The organism is Burkholderia sp. 567 (assembly GCF_040545115.1).
Classification (GTDB): Bacteria; Pseudomonadota; Gammaproteobacteria; order Burkholderiales; family Burkholderiaceae; genus Burkholderia; species Burkholderia ambifaria.
Window position 1 is genome coordinate 467,729 of record NZ_JBEPLG010000004.1, and the last position, 19,091, is coordinate 486,819.

General features: G+C 63.4%; 11 protein-coding genes and 3 pseudogenes. 4 read left to right on the forward strand and 10 right to left on the reverse strand.

The features are described from left to right. Positions 1-186: 186 nt before the first annotated feature. From ABIC50_RS15485 to ABIC50_RS15500, 4 genes and pseudogenes are all read right to left on the reverse strand, one after another. Positions 187-546 (reverse strand): annotated as a pseudogene (locus tag ABIC50_RS15485) (transposase); the annotation flags it as partial. Then, positions 528-7,778, reverse strand: coding sequence for a XopAD/skwp family type III secretion system effector (xopAD, locus tag ABIC50_RS15490; RefSeq protein ID WP_354165145.1), 7,251 nt, complete (start codon positions 7,776-7,778; stop codon positions 528-530). The pseudogene ABIC50_RS15485 and the gene xopAD, both read right to left, overlap by 19 nt. A 342-nt stretch (positions 7,779-8,120) precedes the next feature. Beyond that, the gene (locus tag ABIC50_RS15495; RefSeq protein ID WP_006750727.1) at positions 8,121-8,480 is read right to left on the reverse strand and encodes an HrpB1 family type III secretion system apparatus protein; all 360 of its coding nucleotides are present in this window, start codon (positions 8,478-8,480) and stop codon (positions 8,121-8,123) included. A gap of 19 nt (positions 8,481-8,499) precedes the next feature. Beyond that, on the reverse strand, positions 8,500-8,805 hold the full coding sequence (locus ABIC50_RS15500) for a hypothetical protein (protein ID WP_006750728.1): 306 nt from the start codon (positions 8,803-8,805) through the stop codon (positions 8,500-8,502). Positions 8,806-9,038: 233 nt separating this feature from the next. Between ABIC50_RS15500 and ABIC50_RS15505 the strand changes: the two genes are divergently transcribed. Then, the gene (locus ABIC50_RS15505; protein WP_354165148.1) at positions 9,039-10,817 is read left to right on the forward strand and encodes a hypothetical protein; all 1,779 of its coding nucleotides are present in this window, start codon (positions 9,039-9,041) and stop codon (positions 10,815-10,817) included. A 168-nt stretch (positions 10,818-10,985) separates the two neighbouring features. Further along, entirely contained in the window at positions 10,986-11,840 is an 855-nt protein-coding gene (locus ABIC50_RS15510) for a methionyl-tRNA formyltransferase (RefSeq protein ID WP_175704442.1), read from the forward strand. Between the two features lie 166 nt (positions 11,841-12,006). Here ABIC50_RS15510 and ABIC50_RS15515 read toward each other — a convergent pair whose 3' ends face one another. Then, the gene (locus tag ABIC50_RS15515) at positions 12,007-13,161 is read right to left on the reverse strand and encodes a hypothetical protein (RefSeq protein ID WP_354165151.1); all 1,155 of its coding nucleotides are present in this window, start codon (positions 13,159-13,161) and stop codon (positions 12,007-12,009) included. Positions 13,162-13,317: 156 nt separating this feature from the next. Continuing rightward, positions 13,318-13,806, reverse strand: a complete 489-nt coding sequence (locus ABIC50_RS15520; RefSeq protein WP_212118447.1) for an HrpB1 family type III secretion system apparatus protein — start codon at positions 13,804-13,806, stop codon at positions 13,318-13,320. A gap of 230 nt (positions 13,807-14,036) precedes the next feature. On the opposite strand from ABIC50_RS15520, the pseudogene ABIC50_RS15525 reads away from it, so the two are divergent. After that, positions 14,037-14,366, forward strand: a pseudogene (locus ABIC50_RS15525) (integrase core domain-containing protein); the annotation flags it as partial. Positions 14,367-14,467: 101 nt separating this feature from the next. Here ABIC50_RS15525 and ABIC50_RS15530 read toward each other — a convergent pair. The 4 genes and pseudogenes from ABIC50_RS15530 to ABIC50_RS15545 all read right to left on the reverse strand — a co-directional run. Beyond that, positions 14,468-14,605: pseudogene (locus ABIC50_RS15530) on the reverse strand (IS3-like element ISBvi4 family transposase); the annotation flags it as partial. Between the two features lie 20 nt (positions 14,606-14,625). Beyond that, positions 14,626-15,597 (reverse strand): PDR/VanB family oxidoreductase, encoded by a 972-nt coding sequence (locus tag ABIC50_RS15535; RefSeq protein WP_354165154.1) that lies wholly within the window; start codon positions 15,595-15,597, stop codon positions 14,626-14,628. A 22-nt stretch (positions 15,598-15,619) separates the two neighbouring features. Next, on the reverse strand, positions 15,620-17,017 hold the full coding sequence (locus ABIC50_RS15540) for an SLC13 family permease (protein WP_354165157.1): 1,398 nt from the start codon (positions 17,015-17,017) through the stop codon (positions 15,620-15,622). Further along, on the reverse strand, positions 17,014-18,240 hold the full coding sequence (locus ABIC50_RS15545; RefSeq protein ID WP_354165160.1) for a Rieske 2Fe-2S domain-containing protein: 1,227 nt from the start codon (positions 18,238-18,240) through the stop codon (positions 17,014-17,016). Before ABIC50_RS15545 ends, ABIC50_RS15540 begins: the two co-directional genes overlap by 4 nt. A gap of 274 nt (positions 18,241-18,514) precedes the next feature. Between ABIC50_RS15545 and ABIC50_RS15550 the strand changes: the two genes are divergently transcribed. After that, on the forward strand, positions 18,515-19,075 hold the full coding sequence (locus ABIC50_RS15550) for an SLOG cluster 4 domain-containing protein (RefSeq protein ID WP_354165163.1): 561 nt from the start codon (positions 18,515-18,517) through the stop codon (positions 19,073-19,075). Positions 19,076-19,091: the final 16 nt, after the last annotated feature.

A 19,091-nucleotide genomic window follows, 5' to 3' on the forward strand; every position in this document is an offset into this window, starting at 1 on the left:
GATGGCTGGGTTTTACCCACAAGTTACGGACCTGGATTAAAGATGCGCAACATCTCGGTAATTTCTTGCCGGACGAGGAAGCCTCTCCAGATGACGGTTGCGCCGGGTGGAGGATCATTGTGACGATTGAGGTAGCCGCCCACGGTAGCAAAGCTGGTGAAAGCGCAACGGGCGCGAAAGCACAAGCGGCATATCGCGAAGCTGCACGCCAAGGTCGCGAATCGATGACGAATCGACAGCGGCTCGCAAGAAGTCGATCTGGTCTGCTGCTCGCAGCTTCGCGAGCAGCAGCTCGTGCAAGCGGTCCCACACTCCGGCCGCCTGTCAGTCGCGTAGTCGTCGCCAACATGTCACGCCCGAGCCGCACCCCATCTCGGCCGGCAGGTCGCGCCAGCGAAGCCCCGTCTCGAGAACGAACAAGATACCGGTCAGCGCGGCGCGATTCGAAACAGGCAGGCGTCCCGGGTTCTTCTCGCGCCGCGGCTTGGATGGTGGCAGTACCGGTTCGTTTTGAAACCGCCTCGTAATTAGTAGCGCCGGAAAGATCTGATTGTCTCAACAGCAGCCGGCATCTCGACGCTCGCAGTCTGCGAACGCATTAAATCCGACAAGCGAGCGCGCTCCGCGTCGAAGACAGCGATATCATTGCCGTCCGCCCGATCGCTGCCAGCCTCAATCGTGCTGCTAAGCGACCTCAATTTTTCGTAATACTTGTGATTCCTCTGCTTGGCGTAAAAGCTTTTACCAGTATGGATTTGAACCTCAAGATCTTTGCCGTCTTTGGTCCGCAGCCCGACGTTAATTCCGCGATATGTACCGTCAGCTTCGACGAAAGCATTGCGAACCCGCATCACCTCCAAGCCGTTCTTGGGGAAGTCCTCGAGTAGTCGTTTTGCGGACGCAGTAAACGACTCAGGCTTCAGTTTCACCGTATAGCGAAGCGCGTCGTGCACGTGCTGGGCCGCTTCGTCCAAAGTCAGCCCCCGTTCGCGTCTGATCAGGTCGATTTTGCGCGCGATGGATGTCTCCTTCTTCAGCAATGAAGCACGCCATTTTTCCCCCTCTGCCCATTCGCCGCCGACGCGTTTTACCAATTTCTCAACAGTCGGCGTGCACACCTTCTCCAGTTGCAAGGCCGAGTTCGCCAACGCCCGAGCTCTCTGATTCGCCGGCCCCGACGCAACCATTCCACCCAAACGCGGCGCCTTCGGCTTGATTTCCTTTGGACGGGCAACCTCTCGAGTCCAGTCATCGATCTCTAGCCATCCCTCCGGCTTTGGCATCGCCTTCGCCTTCTCAAGCGTGCCCGCGAGCAACTTCGCTCGGTCCTCGTGCCGGCCGTCCAGCTCAAGCGCATGTGATAACTTGTACTGGTCGTGGTTAGCCTCCTTGAGCTCAAAGCTTTCAGCGGTATGAAATTGAATCTCGACGAGTCGGCGTTCTTCATTACCCTGATCGTTTGGCACGTTCAGTTCGCAGGTGACCGACACCGCGTTGAACGCCTCCGACGGCTTTCTGAAATGGTTGACAACCTTCACGCGCTCCATTCCGCTCTTCGCCAGCTCAGCGATCGCCCGGTCATACGATTTGGCAAACGTAGCCGAATCCAACACCACGGAATATCGCACAGCGTCGTTCACGCCGGCACTCGCCTCAGCGAGCGATAGCTTGCGCACTCCGATGAAACGCTTCAACTTCTCCTGCAGCGAACCTACGGATTTGAGCCGGTGCTCCATATTCTTCAAACTGCCGCCCTCGATCTTGCCCACAACATTGGTCACTAAAGGCGTTACGGTTTCCTCAACACGCGCAGCGGTGGCTCGGATGCGCTTTGCTTCCGCGTCGATCTCTGCCGGTGACGCAGTTTGCGCGATGCGCTCACGAGGAGTGAGTGATCGCGCCAGCAGACCGAAGCGCTGCTGCTGCTCGATCGAGGTTTCCATGACGGCTGCAGCCATGGAAGGCATCTTACGCAATTGTTCTAACGCGCTATCGGCATCGAAGCGGTCATCACGCAACAGGCGCGCTGTTTGTTTTCCGTAGGGAACCGTCCTGACACGTTCGTCGTATTGCTTCTCGACACGTTCGAACAACGCCATGACCGACATAAAGGTCTCCGTCCCGGTGTTCGATTTGAGCGCATCAGTACCCACTTTGACTGCCAGCGTTAGCAGATTGCGCGCGGTAAGTTCGATTTCTCCTTTCACGTAGCCAGGTTGCCCTTGCGGGAATTTCGATGCCGGCAGGCGGCACACCGGATAGTGGTCGAGGATTGCGGCGATTCGATCGACGGGCGCTTGGGCCTTGCCGTAGCTTTCCGCCAATTCTGGAAACCGTTTTTGCAGTTCAGCACCGGTCGAAACGGCTGGCGTTGCCTTCTCTCCACCCAGCGTCCGCCTCCAATCGGCGACGGCCCCGTGCAACAGTTCAGCGACCTCCTTGGCGACAGGATGATGAGCCGCCTCGACGGCCTGCTGCGCCGCCTCGAACTGCTGGTCGAGCATCGCGCGATTCGGGCTGCTGTCCGAAATCAGATCCTGCAACGCATTGCGAAGATCGCGCTCGATACCGTCATAGGTACCGAACATCCAGTCCTCCGCCATTTTGTGACGCAATGCCTCAGGTTGCGCCATAAAGCGGACGGCCGCCATGCTGGCCTTGCCTACGAGCGCATCTCCCTGTTGGGCGTCGATGATGTTTCGCGCCCGCCCCGCGTGGTAGTTGCGATCCGAATCAAAGGCCGTCTGTGCCGTCTTCGGCGGCTTAAAGGAGCGATGTACGCCCTTGCGATCTGCGCGATCCGCCACAACTTTCGCGATGTGTTCGGTAAGTTTGGGATAACCGGCAAATACATATGCGTCATCTCCATCGGTATCCATGTCCCGCTTACGCAACTCTCTGATCGGCACCGCGCCTAGTTCGCCAGGCAACAGCAGATCCTTCACACGAAGGCTCCCCGTTGTAGTCATCGACGTGGGCGATTGCGGGCGGTTTCGAGATTCCGCCCAAGTAGATAGCGTCTTCATGTCTTCCGTGGAACATGCTAGATCAAGGTGCTGGTACGCCTGTGGCCAGGATCCTTTCGGCGGAATAATGAGCATCCCTTTGCAATGGAGAATGTCTGCATCCGACTGCTTGGCGTCATCGAAGCCCGCATAGCTATATTGGATCGCAAAGCAGTCGTTGCTTAGGAACTTCGCCGTGACATCGCCGGCCCCTATTGTCTTCACACGGTCTTCCTCAATAGGCAACAAGTTTTCCTTGTCGTACGGCGGCTTCCCCAGTAGGACGGCACCGCCCTTTTTGTCGAACGTCTCGCCCTTTTGCCGGGGTAGGTGGAGGTCGTCGTCGGCAGACGGCACCGCTCGGATTTTGCACCCTTCGTAGCCGCCGTTAACGAGCAATCGATACTGCTCAAGCTTTGTGACGTTGTCCGGAGCCAGAGGACCAGGCATGCGCACGTCGAGCACCGGTGCCTTGCCGACACCCGTCGTTACCTTGGCGAGTTCATTCAGCTTTTCCTCGATAAGATCGCTCGCCTCCTTGACCGCTGCTTCGTCGCGTGGAAAATGCTGTAGCGCCTGGGGAGCCATGTAACTGGGCTCTTGCTTGAACGACTCGATCAGCTTGCGCTGCGCTTGGTCAGCGTGACCCTTTCGACAAGCGGTCCACGCATTGATGAGCTCGGCCACGACCGGAATCTGTATGGCAGCCTCGTAGCGCAAGAATCCGCAACCGTCGTTCGGACATAGCTTTATTTCCTTGCCGGAGGCGGGATCCACCGGCTTGAACGGATGTTCCGGTCCGGGCACGTCCGGGAACCAGCCAATCCTCACTGTCCCTTCTACGGCGTGGTCGGCGGGCACGATCTCGAGTAGAGAACGCTGAATTCGCGACCAATCCTCTCGCTGCGGTCCCAGCTTTGAGACCAGCTTCATAAATGGGCTCGTCGGCGCGCTGTCCGAGTACCGAATAGCTGGAAGCCGGCCGTATCCACGCTTTGAACCCGCCAGGATAGCTTGCGGACGCATACTCGGCACCTTCAAATGGCTGCCACCGAACATATCAAAGCGCCACTGCTCGCCGTTGTGGTTGATCGTGCGCGCCAGCATGAAGGGGCTCAAAGGACCCGGTAGCTTGACTTCTGTCACAGGCTGGCCTGTCAAGCGTGAGTAGAAGGAATACTGGGGCCCGCCTTCTGACTCGTCGCTCCTCAACGTCTTGCCGGTCATATCAATGAGCGTGTAGTGCGGCGAGCCTTCTCCTGGCTGAACCGGACGTAGCGTGCCCGGCTTCGTCTTCATGCTCGCCTGCAGCTTATCGAGGTCGAGCGGAATTGGTTTGCTCTTTGCCGTCAACAAAGCTTCGTCTCTGCGCATACGAACATCTAGCGCATTGAGAATGTCGTCGCCGACTTCGATCTGCGCAATGAGATTCCAACTCATCTCCTGCAGATCGGTGGTGACCGTGTTGCGCGTGCGCTCAAGCAGGCTTTCGACCCAACCTTTTAGCTCAGCACGCTGCTGTGCCACCTCGGTACGTGGCGCGTCTACCCAGCGCGTTTTCCACAAGCTTTGCGTGATCGCGAACGACTTCAGGATGTGCACGAAAGTCAGGGCGGGGCGACGCGTATCGAACTGTTCTGCCGGCTCGCCCGTAGCAGACTGATTCTCTCGACTATTTCCTAGTGTGGAATCTTCCTGGTCCAACAACAATTGGATCTTACGATCCGCAATCGGCTTCAGGCGATCCATCAGCTTTAGCGCGGCTTTGCGATGACGCACGAGTTCCGGGCTTCGCTGTACCGGCACAAGGCCCATGCACAGTGTTCCCAGCGACTCCAGGTTTTCGCCGCGCAGGGCGTCCGTGTCGATCAACGCATGGACGCGTCCAAGCGCAGTCGGGACGAGTGGCTTCATCGCCTTCTGCATGTTGGCCGAACCCAGCGCCTTGAAGATAACGCCGATATGTTTGACGGAAGCTGTTCCGAGCAGCTCGCTCTTGTGCGTGTCGAGATGGGCCGCGAGCATGTGCAAACATGTCTGCGAAAGAGCTTGTAGGTCGTCGGCACTATCATCGGCCGAATGGAGGCGTGACATCGCATTCGCGAGTTGCGAGAGCGACACCATGTTGAACTCGCTCCATTGCCGCTTGCCCTCGGATAGCGTTTCGGCGATGGCCTGCAGAGCGGTGGTGCATGCCGGCTCACGAGGCCAGCGACTCAACGCGTTGGCGATCGTAGCAAGCGAACGCGCTTCAAATTTGTCCGGATTGGCAAATTCGGCGCGGCGCTCGATGAGCGCCTCGGCAAGCGCCCGCCCACCTGCAACACACTGCTCATCGTCAGGCCATTTACTTAGCGCGACGAGCGTGTTTGAAAGTCCCTGATCGTTGAACTTAGCGCAAAGACCATCTTCCTCATGGATCCGCTGACCAAGCGCACCGGCGACCTTTAGAGCGGTCGGCTCGGCGGTCCAATGGGACAAGGCGTTAAGCGTGTTGCTGACGTCCTCGCTGTTCATCGCGATGAGCTTGGACCTGTCTTGATCGAGTTGCCTTGCCAACTCCCGAGCAGCTTCGGCACTACGTGGAAGATCCGGCATCTTGCTGAGCGCGTTCAGCGTTCCACTCATTTGATGAGCAGAAAAGTTTTTGCGTAACTCTGCATCGTCAACGATGCGTTCGGTTAATGCGGCAGCAAGTTCTGTACACGAGTCGTACTGCGGAAATTTGCACAGTGCTACGAGCATCCCTGAAATTTCCTGTGCTCCGGCAGTAGCGATTGCCTCCTCGTCACTGCGCAAGCGTTGGGCGATCTCGCGAGCCCCATCGGGGAATTCCAGCACATGTGCAAGCCGCGCCATTGCAGAAAGCGCATTGAGGGAATCCAACGGGTGCTTCACCAGGTCGCCTTCTGCACGCAAGCGGCGAATCAAAGTAAGTGCCGCATCGCGGCACTGGTCGTCTTCTGGCCAATAACTGAGCGCATTCGCTGTCAAACTAACGTGGCCCCCAGTGAGGCCACGGGCTAACGGACCTTGATCGTTTTTACTCGGCACGAGAACGCCCGCGAGTGCGCGAGCCGCCTGTATACAGCCGGGGTCCTTCGCCCACGCCCGCAATGCATTGAGCGTTTGAACCGCCTCCTGCTGGTTGAAAGAGCGTACGACGCTCGGATCGGTCGCGATGCGCGGAATGAGCGTGAGCGCGGCTTCCGTGCAATGGGGCACATCCGGCCATTTTGACAGCGCACCTAATACGTTGCTGACCTCCTGTTCATTGAAGCCGACCTGAAGGTCGCGTCTAGAAACGATACGCCCAGCAAGCGTGCTCGCGATCGACTGGACAGCCCGCTCCGGCCATTTCGACAGGGCAGTCAACACGTTCGCAAGGGACTGCTCTTGCAGCTTTTCCCGCAATGCTGGCTCGTTTTTGAGGCGGTCAACAAGCGCTTGCGCGACTTCGATACAGGGGCGCGCCGAAGGCCGTTTGCTGACGATATTGAGTACGCTGGCGACTTCCTGTGCGCTCAGCTTACTGCGCAATGCGGGTTCGTTTTGCAGACGCCCGACAAGAAGCCGTAACCCCGTTTGCGATTGATCCTTGAGTCCGTCTCGCGCCACGGACGCGAGCGCGTTGCTAACACCCTGCGGGGAAAGATCGGTAAGGATCGTACTGCTGCTGTTCAAGCGTGCGGCGACATTCTCGGTTGCCGCCACGCACAAAGGATCTCCCGGCCACTTGGCAAGCGCGCCGAGCACGTTGCTTACGCCTTGCGCGTCCAGTGTCGTCGCTAACGTCGGCGTGCTCACGATACGCTGAGCAAGATACGCTGCCGCTTGCGCACATTGGGGAATATCAGCACTTTGCGAAAATGCATTGAGTGCCATACTGAGGCCCTGCCCTTCTAGTCTATCGAGGCAGTTCCCGTCTTCCAGCAGAACATCTGCGACATGGGATAGTGCAGCATTACGCGGTTCGCTCGGGAGCTTGGAAAACGCGTTGAGCAGAAGTGCCGTCACCTTTGGATCCCTAAAGTCCGCGTCGGCCCCACGGTCCTTCACCTCGCGAGCGATTTTTTCGATTGCACCTAGAGCTACGGGAAGACGTTCGAACTTGCTCAGCCGGTTCGACAAGTGGGCCAGGTGATAAACGGACCCACCGTTCAACCACTCCGCCTTGACCAAGTAGTGCGCCACATCCTCTATGCGCTGCTCCACCTGCGGGTCTTGCAGAGGCTCGTGCCGGCCGTCCCCCGAGCGCAGCGTGCATTTGTCGAGCGCGTCCACATATCGACCGAGTAAAAACAGCGACACATCTGTCTTGCCCTTCGGATCCAGAAAGGCGAGCGCCCTCGGATGCCCCTTTTTCCCTGCAAGCACGTTGGTGGTCGCAAGGTCTAGCACTTCCGCGCGTGAATATCTGGCGGTATGTTGCAGATAGAGCTGTTGCTGCTCGCGCTGTTCGAGCAGGGCCTTCGCATCGGGGCCACCAACGGGATGGTAGGCGATTGCCTCCCGAGATGGCCCTTTCCTCGCAAAGTCGTAATCGACCGTGCGAACTTCCCGCTGGGACCCGGCGAGGCGCTGAGGCCGCGCTGGTACCGGTTGCGTAGCAGGTTGACTAAGCGTACCTGTGCCGGTCCCTGAGAATGCAGAGGACCTGACGGGCGTGCGGGAAAGGTTTATGAAATTGCCCGACCGCCGAATGGAGCTGGAACCTATGGCCGCGGTGTTCTCCGATCGGGTATTTGCTCGCGGCTGGATATTCCCCAGCATCCCTGCTGGTCGAGACACGGCTCGCGGTTGCGAAGCTACCGAAGACGATGCCGATAAATTTTCCTGCCTTGTATCTGATTCCCTCGGAATGCTGGGGGAGTTCGAAACCTTTGGTCTCATGGCATTGGCCTCCGTAGGCATCGCAGTCTAAAGGCGTTACAGTAATGAGGTCGTGTGCATCGTAAGTTGCCGGCGCGAAGGAATGTGTCACCAGGCGCAACGAAGCCGACTGCCGCCAGCGCGTTTCGAAGCGCTCGCAGCCTGACCCGGCGCTGTGTCCAAAGTTACTTGACCACTTCAGAAGCGCTCGCCGCTCGGGGCCGAAGGCCCCGGAAGCGGCCATCAGTCTCTTTCGAGCAGGCGCCGCATGGCAAGGCGCACGTAGGGATCGGTACTGTCCTCGTGTGCCGTCGCATAGCCATGCCACGACGGATCGTCGAGGACTTTCAGGCAGATTGCCTTCAGTTCGGGCGCGCGATCGTCGGGCAATCCGTTCACGATCTGCCACGCTTCGTGCGGACGCCCGCGCACCAATGCGATCGTCACGGCAAACACGTGCACCTCGCGCGTTTCGGGGTAGACATCGTGCATGCGCGCCAGCAGCGCCTCGGCCTCGTCCAGCTCGTTGGCCTCGATATGCTCGATGATCGCCTGCGCCATGGCCGGCGCATCGGCCGGCAGTTCGGTAAGAAGCTCCATCATGCTCGTCACCGTCCGTGCATCAGGCTGCGCCAGTGCCTGAGGTCAGCGTTCGCACCGCCTCCTTGCCGCCCGCCAATGCGAGCGCGGTAGCGGCGCCCTCCGGCGTCAGGTTTTCCGCGAGCGCCGTGCCGCCCTCGAGCGCCTCGAGCCCACCCGTCGCAATGGCCCCCGCCCCCGCAAGGGCTTCCTTCGGGTTGCCGCTCAGCAGCCCCTTGCCGAACGTCGCCGCGCCGTGCAGCGCGTTGCCGACACCATTGAGGACACCCCCGGCAGCCTTGGTGACATCCCCGACTACGCTTTTCACAATATTGCCGATGAAGCTCATTCGTTTTCTCCTTGATCGTGAACAAAGCGCGCGTTCGATGAAACGCGCGAAACCGAGCCGCGTGAAGCCGGCCCTCGTTCCAATCTAATGAATGCGGATGCGAAAGCGTTCGCGCGCGCGAAGCCGCACCGCGAAAACCGAATGAGCGACACCCGCGAGACGGCTCGGCGGTATGCCGCCGCGAACCTGCTTCGCCAATCCGAACGAGGCTTCGCGCGGTTCACGGGAGTGTCATGACCGGCCCGCACAGTGCAGTCCATCTTGTCTCCCCGTCCGAGAACATCATGGCGCCTCCACCCAAGATCGAGTTCCGCTCGCATGCGATCGAATCCGCATCCCTCACCCGCACGACGAGCGACCCCGGCCCCTCCACGGGAGCGAAACCCGCGCCGGTGCCGACCCGGCGCGCGAGTGCCGGTGCGCTCATCGAGGAACTCGGCAGCCTCGGCAAGCGCCCGGGCGCGGAAGGTCTGCCCGCCGCGCCCGCCGCGCCCGCTGCTCCCGCTGCCCCCAGGCCCGCAGCGGCTATCGCGCCGCAGAAGCCCGGTGTGGACGACATCGGCGCATTCGTGCCGGGTGCCGGCGGCAAAGGCCGACGCTTCGCCGATTTCGCGCACGCGATGGGCGTCAACCGCAAAGGCATGACGTTCACGGCCATCGCCGCCAAGCGGCCCGCGAAAGACGGCCTGAACGGCGTATCGACGGCGACGCACGGACAGTTCGGCTACGACGCGGCGCCCGCCACCGACCTCGTGAACGCGCTGGCCTCGGGCTCGAACGCCGCCGCCGCGCATTCGATCCATAGCCGTTACGAAAACAAGGTCAAGGCGATGCTCGCCGCCGACGTCGAACGCTTCGAGCACCCCGAAAAACGCCCTCCGGGCGCGCCGATGCCCAACCAGGTCGAGAATCTGCTGCTGACGAAAAACAGCAACGGAGAATGGCAATACGACAAAGGCAAGCTCTCACGCATCGCGCGAGACGACGCGCATCCGCTCACGCAGCATGCCCGCGACGTATTGACCGCCATGAGCATCGCGGAGAACAAGGGCAAGCAACGTAACGGCGCGCTCTACCAGTCGGTCACGTCCGCCATCGGTCTGACGGCAAGCGGGCTGCTCATAGGCGGCTCGCACGGCGCGCTGGCACCCCTCGCGGCATCCGGACACCTGACCAACGCCGTCAAGGAAGCGCTCGATTTGAAGAAGCCGTTTGTCGAAGGACGGCAAAACCTGCGCAATGCGAAGGCCGCCACGATCCAACGCTACGTCGACACGGTATTGGCCCCGCACGACTACACCGGCCAGACACAGGACGAGCGCCTGCGCGCGGCGCTGCAAACGAGCCGCGCGAAGATCGACGATCTGCGCGCCATGGAGGCGCGGCCAGCGGACGAAGGCCTGCCTGCGGACTTGCGCAGCCCGCACGCGCAGGCGGGTATCTATGCGTCGCTCTATGACGATGCACGCCGCTACGCCAACAGCACGACGTCGTTCGGCAAGCGCTTGATCTCGGGCATGCACGCTGAAGACAAGGCGAAGGTACACAAGGATGCCGAGCGCGACATCGTGGTCAAGCACATTCTGTCGATGGTCACCAAGAGCATCGGGCGCCTCGATCCGGCGTCGCTTGCGGCGCTCGCGGGTGCCGACATGGCAGTCGACGCATCAGGCTCGCAGCGCGCGAAGCAGGCGCTCGCGATCGTGGGCAACCATCCGCGCGCGAGCCGCAATCAGGATCTGGTCGCCGCGCACACGCTGCTGACAGACAGCGGCATTCCGAAGGGCGAAGCGGCACTGCTGCTTTCGCAGCTTGCACGCGCGCGGCGCGAAAAACCGCAAGAGGCGCCGGCGCCGCGCGATACATCGGCTGCCAGCCGGAGCGCCGCACCGCTGACCGAAAGCGAGCGGCTCAAACAGATCGCCAACATCATCGGGCAGCCCGGCCTCACGGCAACCGCCGCCAAGACGGCGGAGGACGCCATCAAGAAAAACCTCGGGCTGAGGTCCTGACGCGCGCCGCGCAGTCGGCGATCTATTTGCCGGTTCGCGGCACTCGACGAAACTTCGGAATGCGCAGGCTGTCCTCCACCGCGCGCGCTTACCGTGAAGCGGGGTGGCCGTCGGCCGTCATCGCCGTCCATGCCGCCATGACCTTCATTGCGAAAGGGAGAACCGATCATGCGATTCGCGTTCGCCGGCTTCGATCGCTGGCGTGTCGTCTTTGACGCGTTCGTTGCCGCCGGCTGGGAGCCTGTGGCGCTCTACTCGATTCCGGTCGACAACCGGCTCGACTTCAATAGCGAACTCGTCGAGCGCGCGGACAAGCTGCGCATTCCGGTGCAGCTGTCACGCATCGACGAAGACGATCTGCGCTGGCTCGCCGAACGGCAATGCGACGCACTGATCGTGGCCGGCTACAACCGGAAGATTCCGGCGTGGCAGCCCTATCTGCGCCATGCGGCGAACTTCCATCCGTCACCGCTACCCGACGGGCGCGGCCCGTACCCGGCCATGCGCGCCATCCTCGAGGGGCGGCGCGAGTGGGGCGTCAGTTGCCATCGAATCGATGCCGATTTCGATACCGGGGAGATCGTCGATTCCGAATGCTTTCCGCTTGATGCCGACGAATGGCACGAGACGCTGCAGCTGAAGCTGCAGATGGCCGCCCATCGGCTGGCCACGCGCGTGGCCCGCGACTTCGATCGGCTTTGGAACGAACGGCGTCCGCAAGGTGCGGGCAGCTACTGGCCGCGCCTTGCCGACGCCGAGCGCACGATCGATTTCGCGCAGCCCGTGGCCGAGGTGATGCGCGTCGTGCGGGCCTGCGGGAACGTCGAATCGATCGCGCCGCTGTTCGGCACGACCGTCCACGTGCGGCGCGCCACCGCCTGGCAGGAAGCACACACGTACGAGCCCGGGCAGATCGTGCATCAGTACCGGCGCTGGGTCGTGGTCGCCGCGCAGGACGGCTTCGTCGCGTTGCTCGAATGGAGCCCGCTGAACGCGTCCCTTCGTCAGCAGATGGAGGGCTGAATCGGGACATCGGTTGCGCCGGTAAACAACGAAGCGGCCGCGCTGCGGTGTTTCGCAGCGCGGCCGCCGATTGTCGCCGCTTGTCCCCGATTGTCGCTTCCTGCAGCCCCCGATCGGCGGCCGCTCGGGTCGCCGATCGGGATGATCGCCGGAACTGCCGACGACGTTACTTCGTGCTGACGCCGGCGATCGTACCCGTGTGAATGCCGGTGATGTTCTCGAAGGCAACCGCGGCACGCGTCTTGCCCGGCGTCAGCACGTTCGCACCGCCCAGTGCATCCGAAAGCGCCTTGCTCGCGTCGTGGCTGATCTTGCCACCGCCATGCGCGTTCGCCGTCTGCTGCAGTTGTGCGCCGATCGCCGCCGCATCCGACTGGCTCAGCTTGCCCGACTTCACCGCGTTGGCGAGCGTCTTCGCCGCGGCATTGCCGTCGCCGTGCGACAACGCGCTTTCCATGGCCTGGAAGTCGGCACCATCCTGCGCGTTGAAGTTGGCCAGCGCCTTGCCTTCGTCGGCCATCTGCAGCGGCTTGCCGTCCTTCAGGAGGTCGCCCGTACCGGGTGTGAAGCCTGCCGTCGCGCCCGTTGTCGGCAAGCCACCCGTCGTCGGCAGCGGACTGGTGTTCGCCGGCAAACCGCCCGTGCCAGGCAAGCCGCCGGTCGTCCCCGACTGCCCCGCCACGCCGCCCGCGCCACCCGTTGCGTTGCCCGCCGCGCCGAGTCCGCCTTGAGCCGCCCATTGGAAATTGCTGACCGCGGACTTGCCGTCGGTGCCCGCCACGTCGTGCGTCTCGATCTGCTGGTAGGCACCCGGGTTCGCGAGCATTGTCTGCGCCGCTTGCTGCACCGTGGGTGGGGTGCCGCCGTCGGCGTTCGTCGAGAGTTTGTACATCGTGTTCGGGTCCGACGCGCTGAGGCCATGCTGCCCCATGTACGAGGCCAGCACGCCCGCCGCGTTTTGCACCGTCATCCCCCCGGTGCCGCCCGGCATGGCGCCCGCGCTCCCCATGCCGCCGGGCGTCGCCCCCACACCGCCGGGCATTGCGCCCGCGCCGCCACCGGACATGCCACCGGACATGCCACCGGGCACGCCGCCGGGCGTGCCGCCGGGCATGCCGCCAGCACCGCCGGCGCCGCCCGGCATGCCGCCGGCCTGCCCGTTCTGCCCGGCCTGCATCTGCTTGAGCAACTGGCTGATGAGGCCGATGAGATCCTTGAGCACGTCCTGCGTCGAGCCTGTCGAGGCACCGTTGGTCAGCCGTTGCAGGTAGCTCGCCGGATCGGTGGGGTAGGTATTCATACTCGGAACGTTCAGATTCATGATGTTTCCTTCCTGTCGGGTAAGTGGTTGCGTGACCGTGGGTACTACGAGGCAAAGTCAGTCTAGGTTGCTGTCGCTGCTACAAGCGCACCGATGCGAAGGCTGCAATTGAAATGCGAATCGCCCAGCGCGCGGAAAGTGAAAACGGATGGATGCTCATGCGCGGACCCACGTCATCGACGCGGAGAATCCGCTGTGGTCGGCCGGCACGCCGTGCGTGCTCGCCGGTGCGTCGGTGGACGCAGGCGCTTGAACGCTGGCGTCGAGCTTTGCGGCACGCTCGAGCAGACGCGCGCCGATCGTCGCGCCCTCGATGCTTTCGCGCTGCTCGGCCGCGCTGAGCGCATAGCTGTGCCACAGCGGGTCTTCGAGGCCAAACAGACACACCGCCATCAGTGCGGCATGAAGCCCCGAGCGCTTCGCTTCGGTGTCGTCGTCTTCGAGCACGCGGCGCGCGTCGCTCCATGCCTGGCGCCGGACGTAGCGCCACGCGGCGACCGTCCCCGCCCCGGGCCACTTGGGCCGAAGCACGCGGATCGCTTCGAGGAGATCCTCGAAATCGGCTTCGTCGTCGAGCTGCGAAGCCGTCCACAGCACCTTGGTTAGGCCGCCGGCAATCTCATCCCTGCATCCTGTGTAAGTCACGATGTCCTCGTCTGCTGGAGTGCTGCAATCAAAAAGCGCACGGCGGCGCCACGCACAGCCGTGCCGCGCTTGCTGCCGGCTCGTGCGTCGTGGGCGTCCCCTGGCGGTTAGTCTCTTGTATCGGGTCGGCTTTCGCCGACGCGATGCGAACGGAACGATCGGGATGCGAAGAGAGAACGGAGAAGAAAACCGACCGGGGCGATGGGATCGATCGGTGCGACAGGCCGGATCGGGCATTGGACCGTGCAGCTCGCTTTCGTGGCTATACCAAGGCGGCGCGAACAGACCAGGGGCCCGAATTGACGAGCCGCGCGCTTGACCAGTGAGCGTATGCGAACGGCGTCACGCTGAAGTTGATTCAGGCGGGCAAGCCAACGCAGCATGCGTACAGCGAATCGTTCAACGGCAAGTTCCGCGACGAATGCCTTGACGAGCACTGGTTCACGACACTCGTGCACGCTCGGGCTGTCAGCGCGGCATGGCGTCAGGACTACAACGAGCAAAGGCCGCACAGTGCACTGAACGACCTTGCGCCGTCAGAGTTTGGGGCGGAACATCGGACAACCGCGGATGCTCCTGCCGCTTTCCAGGAGTTGGTTCAAAGGGACTTTGCCGGAAGCTCATTGGCCTTATTGAAGGGGGCAGCTCAGGGGGCAGGTCAATCGCGCTCCATTTTGACCTCGGCCAGTTCGCGCTTGACCTGCGCCCGCTCGACTTCCATTTCCGTCAGTGGCTTCCGGTGCCGACCGACATCCTTCAGCTTACCGGCCTTCGCCGCGCGTACCCAGTTTGCCAGCGCACACAGCCCCCCGTGACGGCTCACAGATCCAGCACTAGCCGTCCCCCACGGCATCGCGACACGCACGGCATCATGCAATCGTTCCGGGCCTTTTCCACCGCACTCAGGAACGCGTCCCGATGATCGGGCGTGCCCTCGAGCACGGTCGTCCGGCATGCGCCGCACACGCCCGCCTCGCACGACGTGGCGACCGCGATGCCGTGCTCGTACAGCACATCGGTGATCGACTGTCCCGGCGGCACGAGCAGCGCGCGCTGCGAGCGCGCGAGCTCGATCCGGAACGCGTCGGCCTCGCCGTCGGCAGGCTCCGCGGCCGGCGCGGAAAAATACTCGTGATGAAGCCGCGCATCGCCGAGCGCCGGACGCGCGATCGCGTCGACGGCCGCCATGAACGGCGCCGGTCCGCAGAAATACAGATGCGAGCGCGAATCCATCGCGCCGACGATCGTCGTGATCGCGTCGCGGGTCGCGTCGGGCGTCAGCCCCGTGTGCACCGTCGCGACGTCCGCGAGCCGCGACGCAAGCGTCGCCCCGTACGCGGCCGCGTCGGCCGAACGCACGAAGTAGTGGAACGCGAGCGGCCGCCCGGCACGCACCAGGCTATGCGCCATCGCGAGCAACGGCGTCACGCCGATCCCGGCGGCGAGCAGCACGGCCGGGCTGTCGTCCGGCGCGAGCGGGAAGTAATTCAGCGGCGCGCCGATCCGCAGCACGTCGCCTACCCGGATCGCATCGTGCACGTGCGCGGAGCCGCCGCTCGACGCCGGCTCGCGCTTGATCGCGATCTCGTACACGCCACGCTCGACCGGATCGTTGCACAGCGAATACTTGCGCGTGAGCCCGTCGCGCAGATGCAGGTCGATATGCGCGCCGGCTTCGAACGCCGGCAGGTCGAGACCCGGCGCGTCGCTGACGAGCCGCAGCGAAATCACGTCGCACGCGACGCGCTCGCGCGCAATCACGCGCGCGGCAAGCAGATCGTTTTCGATCATAGGATTCACCGTTCAGGAAAACTCACAGCAGCCCGATCAGCCGCCACCACAACGCATTGACCGGGATCACGAACACCACGCCCAGCAGCGCCGTCGCGATGCAGTACCGGAGCACCGCACCCCGGTCCAGCTGCGCGAGCGCGTTGCCGAACACGATCGGCGGCGACTGGTACGGCAGGACCGTGGTCGCATAGCCCATCACCTGCGCGAGCAGGCCGGCCTTCAGGTGCAGCCCCTGCGCGAGCAGGCGCGACACGATCGGCACGTATAGCGCCGGTTCCGCATTCGACGTGACCGCGAAGCAGACGACGATCGACAGCGCGGTCAGCGCGAAGTACATGAGCATCGGGCTGTCGCGCAGCGCGTCGAGCGCGAGCGTGTCCGGCACGCGCACGTCGAGATGGTTGACGAGCGCGGTCAGCCCGATGATCGCCGCGATGAACCAAAGCAGGTCCATCTTCAGCGTCGCGGTGAAGCGCTCGAGCTGCGCGGGCGGCGACGTGCCGAAGTAGACGAGCGCGAAGCCGAGCCCGACCCAGCCGGGCGCGATGCGATGCACGGCGTCGGTGAACCAGAACGCGAGCGTGATCGCCAGCAGCACGATCGCGTGCCATTCGCGGCGGCCGAGCGCGACGCGCGTCGCCGGTATCTCGACTTCGCCGACCGTATCCGCGAACAGCCACCAGGACGCGAGCACCAGCACCGCGCCGCGCACGATCACGCCGGCCGGAAAGAACAGCAGCAGATACTCGGAGAAGCGCAGATGCATCCCGTGCGACTGCTCGAGAATCCCCGCCATGATCACGTTCGGCAGGTTCGCGGGCAGCACCGCGGCAGCCAGCTCGTACGAGCCGACGATCACGAGCAGCAGGATGCCGCGCCGCCCGTTCGCATGCGCGCCGAGCTTCACGACGTCGCAGTAGCCGATCGCGATCGGAACCAGGATCGCGATCCGTCCGAACGTCGACGGCATCACGAGCGACAGCAGGAAGCTCAGGATCGCGAATGCGAGCAGCGCCTTCAGATACGAGCCGCCGATCCGGCGCGCGAGCGCGATGCCGATCCGTTCGCTCAGGCCGCTCTCCTTCAGCGCGAAGCCGATCGCCGCGCCGCTGAACACGAGCCAGAACGCGCTCGACCCGAAGCCGGAGAAGATCTCGGCGGTGGGCACCGCCGTGCAGGTCGCCGCGAGGAAGAAAAACAGCAGCGACACCCACAGGCTCGCGACGGCGCCCGTCGCCCACAGCACGATGCAGGTGAACACAATCGCGACGATGCGTGCGTCGCCGGCCGACAGCGTGCCGCGCGCGCCGAGCGCGGCGACGCTCGCGAGCCCCGCCGCGAGCAGCGCGGCCGTGACGCGGCCGCCCGTCAGCATGCCGGCGCCGCGGCCCGGCCCGCCGAGCGCACCGCCGCTCAAGCGCGCATCACCGGCGAGTTCGCCGGGATCTCGTATTCGACGTGCGACTCGTCGAAGATGTCGCCGAATTCGCGCTGCTGGCGGAACGTCGGGTCGGGCGCGCAGCTCATCGGCAGATAGCCGCCCATCCATGCGCGCAGGTCGGTCACGTCCGGCGCGCCGCCGTACACGTTCGCGACCGGCCGCTCGCCGCGCGCGACCGCGTCGATCTGCTCCTGCAGCATCTGGCGGAACATCACGATCCCGCGATCGGACGCGCCGAGGTTCTCGCGCGAACGATCGAAGATCGGGCCCTGCGTCTCGACCGCCATCGCATCCTGGCTCATGAACGTGTCCATCAGGTAGCGGCCCGCCGCGTCGGTGCGCGCCGGCTGCCGGACGATCTTCGGCGCCTCGTCCGCGGGCGGCTGCCCGCCGTCCGCGTTCGGCGTGAACGACACCCAGACGATCCGCGTCGTCGTATCGTCGACCGGCACGCGCCAGTGCATCTCGGTCATGATCCGCAGCATGTTCGGGAACACCATCAGGTTGCCCCAGCCACGGCCCTCGCCTTCGTATTCCCAGCTCTTCACGATGCCCCAGTCGAAGCGCTGGAAGCCGAACCGCTTGAACGGCTTGCCGAACCCGGACGCGTCGCGCATGCCGAGGTGCTCGAAGTATTTCGAGTGCGTATAGAAGGTGTGCGTGACGTCGACCGCGTTTTCCTGCACCTGGAACCAGTTGCACGCGAGATCGTCCTGCACCTCGAAATGGCGGACGCCGTCGTTGCGCACGAGGATGTCCCAGTTCGGAAACGCGGGCTTCTGCTCCGCCGGCCCCATGTAAGCGAAGATCAGCCCGCCGCATTCGTGCGTCGCATAGCTGTCGATCAGCTTCTTGCAGACGCGGCTCGCCTTCGCCGATTCGAACGGCCGCTCCACGCATTCGCCGGCCGCGTTGTACTGCCAGCCGTGATACGCGCAGCGGATCGTGGCTTCCTCGACGAAGCCGTACAGCAGCGATGCACCGCGATGCGGGCAACGCTCCTGCACGAGCAGCACGCCGCCGTTGCCGGTGCGCGCGAGCACCAGATCCTCGCCGAGAATCCGCACGCGTTTCGTCTGGCCGGCTTCGGCCAGCTCCGACGAATAACCGACCGGATGCCAGTAGCGACGCAGCAACTCGCCGCACGGCGTGCCGGGCCCCACGCGGGTCAGCAATTCGTTGGTGGCGTGGTCAAGCATGAATACACCTCTCTCTCAGGTTATAGCGGGCTGTATCGCCCCGGAGACGTCTGCGTACCGGCGAACCCTCGAGTCGCGATACGTCCGTCGATAAATCTATTTTTTTAGACTAAATAAAGTGAAGGGAAAATGCAAGACGGGAAAGTCCACAATTTTCAGGCCGTCATCGCCGTCGCATCGCCAGAAATCGGCCGATGTGTATAATTAAAAAGACGAACGGCACGCGCGATCGCTGAGATCGACGCGCCGCGCGTCGGCCAACCAGGAGGACAAGATGGCGATCATTGGCGTGATGGGCTCGGGCAAGAACGAATGGCCGGAGTTGGCGACGCCGCTCGGAACGTGGATCGCCACGCAAGGATTCGACCTGCTGACGGGCGCCGGCCGCGGCGTGATGCTGTCGATCGCGCGCGCGTACGCGACGACGCCGGGGCGCCGCGGCCGCTCGATCGGCATCGTGCCGAGCGAAGCGCACCCGCTGTTCGGCTTCGTGCCGATCGCCGGCTATCCGAATCCGTTCATCGACCTGCCTATCGTCACGCCACTGCCGCGCAAGGAAGCGGACGCGCCGGACGACGCATTGAGCCGCAACTACGTGAACGTGCTGACGAGCGACGTCGTCGTCGCGCTGCCGGGGAGCAAGGGCACGCTCGACGAGATCCGCCTCGCGACGCGCTTCGCGAAGCCGTTGATCTGCACCGGGCCCGCGAGCGCGTTCGATGGCGTCGCGGCCGGCACGCGCATCGTGTCGGCGCTCGAGGACGTCTATGCATTCGTGCTCGCGCACGTGAACCGCGCGGAAGGCGGCGCGGGCGCACACGTTCCGTCGGCGTGAACCGCACGCGTTCCGG